Origin of the sequence: Bradyrhizobium shewense (assembly GCF_900094605.1) — a bacterium.
Classification (GTDB): domain Bacteria; phylum Pseudomonadota; class Alphaproteobacteria; order Rhizobiales; family Xanthobacteraceae; genus Bradyrhizobium; species Bradyrhizobium shewense.
In genome coordinates this window covers 1-2,958 of record NZ_FMAI01000084.1, presented here as the reverse complement: position 1 = coordinate 2,958, position 2,958 = coordinate 1, and the positions used below count along the sequence as shown (strand labels likewise).

Here is a 2,958-nt window from a genome sequence, read left to right as displayed (position 1 = left end):
GTCGACATGCGCGCCCGTCTCGGTCTGCCGCAGCCCGAGGACGGCAAGGTGCCGATGGCGGTCGGCGTCGATTTGCGCGGTGAATCCTATGGCCTCCTGATCGACCAGATCGGCGAGGTGCTGCGCCTGTCCGAGGACGGCATGGAAGAAAATCCCGTCAACCTCGATCCTCGCATGGCCAAGCTCGCCGGCGGCGTCCATCGCCTCGACGGCCAGCTCATGGTCGTCCTCGACGTCGATCGCGTCCTCGAGCTCGCGCCGGAAATGATGGCGGCCTGATACGGCGGCTCGCCGCCGACGTGCCAGTAATTGGAAGTACCCCCCGCAAAGGGGGAGGAAGCAGAGGTTCACATGCGAACTTGTCTCGTTGTTGATGATTCCAGCGTCATCCGCAAGGTTGCGCGCCGGATCCTGGAGGGCCTCGACTTCCAGATCCTCGAAGCCGAGGACGGTGAGAAGGCGCTGGAGGCCTGCAAGCGCGGCTTGCCCGATGCGGTGCTGCTCGACTGGAACATGCCCGTGATGGACGGCTACGAGTTCCTCGGCCATCTCAGGCGCATGCCCGGCGGCGACCAGCCCAAGGTGGTGTTCTGCACCACCGAGAACGACGTCGCGCATATCGCGCGCGCGCTGCATGCCGGTGCCAACGAGTACATCATGAAGCCGTTCGACAAGGACATCGTGACGGCGAAATTCCAGGAAGTCGGCCTTATCTGAGCGATCGGCCGGAGGCCGAAGGGATTCTTCGGCGCTTGTTTTCAACTGTACCCTTTCAGTCTGAGTTGGTGAGTAATGAGTGTTGCGTTCGCAGGTAATTCGGCTACGACGGGCTCGCGCGAAGCGGGGCCGCTGCGGGTGATGATCGTCGACGACTCCGTCGTCATCCGCGGTCTGATCTCGCGCTGGATCGGTGCCGAGCACGACATGGAGGTCGCTGCCTCGCTGCGCACCGGGCTCGAAGCGGTCAACCAGATCGAACGCATCAATCCTGACGTTGCAGTGCTCGACATCGAGATGCCCGAGCTCGACGGCATCTCGGCGCTGCCGCAGCTGCTGGCGAAGAAGCGCGATCTCGTCATCATCATGGCCTCGACGCTGACCCGCCGCAACGCGGAGATCAGCTTCAAGGCGCTGTCGCTCGGCGCCGCCGATTACATTCCGAAGCCGGAATCGACGCGCGAGGCGTCGGCCGCGGACATCTTTCATCACGACCTGATCCAGAAGATCCGCCATCTCGGTGCGCGGCTGCGTCGCAAGGCCGCGGTCGCAAGCCCGCCGCTGGCGCCAGCGAGCCCGGCTCCGGCCCCGCGTAGTCCTGTTGCGCGGCCCACAGTGCCCGCTCCGGCGGTGCCTGCTGCGTCGTCCGGGGCGCTCACCATGCGCCCGTTCTCCAATCAGGCGCCCAAGGTGCTGCTGATCGGCTCCTCGACCGGCGGTCCGCAGGCGCTGATGGCGCTCGTCACCGAGCTCGGCCCGGTGATCGACCGCTTCCCGGTGCTGATCACCCAGCACATGCCGCCGACCTTCACCACCATCCTTGCCGAGCATCTGGCGCGTTCGAGCCGTAAGCCGGCAGCCGAGGCGGTCGACGGCGAGCCGGTGAAGCCGGGACGGATCTATCTGGCGCCCGGCGGCAAGCACATGCGCGTGGCGCGCAGCGGCGCGGACACCGTGATCGCGCTCGACGACGGCCCCGCCGTCAATTTCTGCAAGCCCGCGGTCGATCCGCTCTTCACCTCCGCCATCGACATCTGGCACGGCAGCATCCTCTCCGTGATCCTGACCGGCATGGGCTCGGACGGCATGCGCGGCGGCAAGGACATCGTTGCCGCCGGCGGCAGCGTCATCGCGCAGGACGAAGCCTCCAGCGTGGTCTGGGGCATGCCGGGCGCGGCGGCCAATGCCGGCATCTGCGCGGCGATCCTGCCGCTCAACCAGATCGGCGCCAAGGTCAACCGCCTGTTCGCGGGAGATCGCGCGTGACGCCGACCGACTACGATTATCTGCGCAAGTTCCTGAAAGAGCGCTCCGGCCTCGATCTGTCCCCCGACAAGCAATATCTGGTCGAGAGCCGGCTCTTGCCGCTGGCGCGCAAGGCGAGTCTATCAGGCATTCCCGATCTCGTGCTGAAGATCAGGAACGGCGACGGCCGGCTTGCCACCGACGTGGTCGAAGCGATGACCACCAACGAGACCTTCTTCTACCGCGACAAGATCCCGTTCGATCATCTACGCGAGACCATCCTGCCGGGCCTGATCAAGGCGCGGGCGGCGCGCAAGAGCTTGCGCATCTGGTCGGCGGCGTCGTCGACGGGGCAGGAGCCCTATTCGATCGCGATGTGCGTGAAGGAGATGGGCGCAGCGTTGGCCGGCTGGCGCATCGAGATCGTCGCCACCGATCTGTCGCTGGAGGTGCTGGAGAAATCCAAGGCTGGAATCTACAGCCAGTTCGAGGTGCAGCGCGGCCTGCCGATCCAGCACCTGATGAAGTACTTCACGCAATCCGGCGAGGTCTGGCAGCTCAATGCCGACATTCGCGCGATGGTGCAGTTCCGCCAGCTCAATCTGCTGCAGGATTTCTCCCATCTCGGCACGTTCGACGTGATCTTCTGCCGCAACGTGCTGATCTATTTCGACCAGGACACCAAGGCGGTGATCTTCGAGCGGATGGCGAAGGGCCTGGAGGCCGACGGCACGCTGCTGCTCGGCGCTGCCGAATCCGTCGTCGGCATCACCGACGCGTTCCGTCCGATTACCGAGCGCCGCGGTCTCTACCAGCTCAACCCTGCACGCTCCGGCCGCCCCATGGGCGGATTGATGCCGCCATCCTTGAAGGTTGCCGCGGCGCGGTGAATTGCTTCTCACCCTCTCCCCTTGTGGGCCTGTTGCGTTATCGGCTTTTGAAGTTGAGGACGGCAGGAGAAGGGCCGTGGTTACGGCAATTGCCAGCCAAGTCTGT

The 2,958-nt window shown here is 65.1% G+C and carries 4 protein-coding genes; all 4 read left to right on the top strand.

What is annotated here, in order from left to right:
• Window positions 1-279, top strand: a 279-nt coding sequence (locus GA0061098_RS43260; RefSeq protein ID WP_208610758.1) for a chemotaxis protein CheW, incomplete at its 5' end; no start/stop codon positions are given.
• A gap of 72 nt (window positions 280-351) precedes the next feature.
• The gene (locus tag GA0061098_RS43255; protein ID WP_007600538.1) at window positions 352-717 is read left to right on the top strand and encodes a response regulator; all 366 of its coding nucleotides are present in this window, start codon (window positions 352-354) and stop codon (window positions 715-717) included.
• Window positions 718-792: 75 nt separating this feature from the next.
• A complete protein-coding gene (locus GA0061098_RS43250; RefSeq protein ID WP_091968212.1) occupies window positions 793-1,983 on the top strand; it encodes a protein-glutamate methylesterase/protein-glutamine glutaminase in 1,191 nt (396 codons plus the stop codon).
• On the top strand, window positions 1,980-2,852 hold the full coding sequence (locus GA0061098_RS43245; RefSeq protein ID WP_091968209.1) for a CheR family methyltransferase: 873 nt from the start codon (window positions 1,980-1,982) through the stop codon (window positions 2,850-2,852). The genes GA0061098_RS43250 and GA0061098_RS43245 overlap by 4 nt, the downstream gene beginning before the upstream one ends.
• Window positions 2,853-2,958 lie beyond the last annotated feature (106 nt).